General features: G+C 65.3%; 1 protein-coding gene. It reads right to left on the bottom strand.

Annotation, left to right across the window (positions count from 1 at the left end):
• A partial coding sequence (locus AWB68_RS45945) for a proton-conducting transporter transmembrane domain-containing protein (protein ID WP_268810998.1) occupies positions 1-596 on the bottom strand: 596 nt, incomplete at both ends.

The following is a 596-nucleotide window of genomic DNA, read 5'->3' as shown; positions in this document are numbered from 1 at the left end:
CCACAACAGGCAAAGAAGAACAGCAGGAAAACCGCCGGCATGTAGCTGGCCCGGTCTACGCTCGTGGGGGCGAGCAGCAGCCAGCCATTTCTCGCGACGGCTTGGCCGATGCCGGCGCCGACCAGCAGTTGCGTGACGCGATCCAGAACGATCACGAACTGCACCGGCAGCAGCCCGAGCAGCACGCAGGTCGCTGCCAGCCACACGAAGCCAACCCGCTCCCACGGGCTCGCATCGCGTGCCTCGCGCAGCTTGGCCTCGCGGGGCTGGCCGAGAAAGATGATGCCGAAGAACTTGACCATCGTGTAGCCCGCGAGCGCAGCCACCAGAGCAATCAGTGCGGCGACGAGCGGCACCACCATGTTTAGGAACGGGTCAGGTAAGCCCGGCGTGAACAGAAAGCTCTGCAGTAACAGCCATTCGGAGACGAAACCGCTCAATGGCGGCAGGCCGGCGCTGGCAAACGCGCCCACCAGGGCCGCCCACGCAGTCCACGGCATGAAACGGATCAGGCCGCCCAGCCGCCCGAGATTGCGCTCGCCCGTCGCGTGCAACACGGAACCCGTTCCAAGAAACAGCAGGCTCTTGAACGTCGC

Source organism: Caballeronia choica, from assembly GCF_001544535.1.
Lineage (GTDB): Bacteria > Pseudomonadota > Gammaproteobacteria > Burkholderiales > Burkholderiaceae > Caballeronia > Caballeronia choica.
This window is presented reverse-complemented; position numbering and strand designations above follow the sequence as displayed.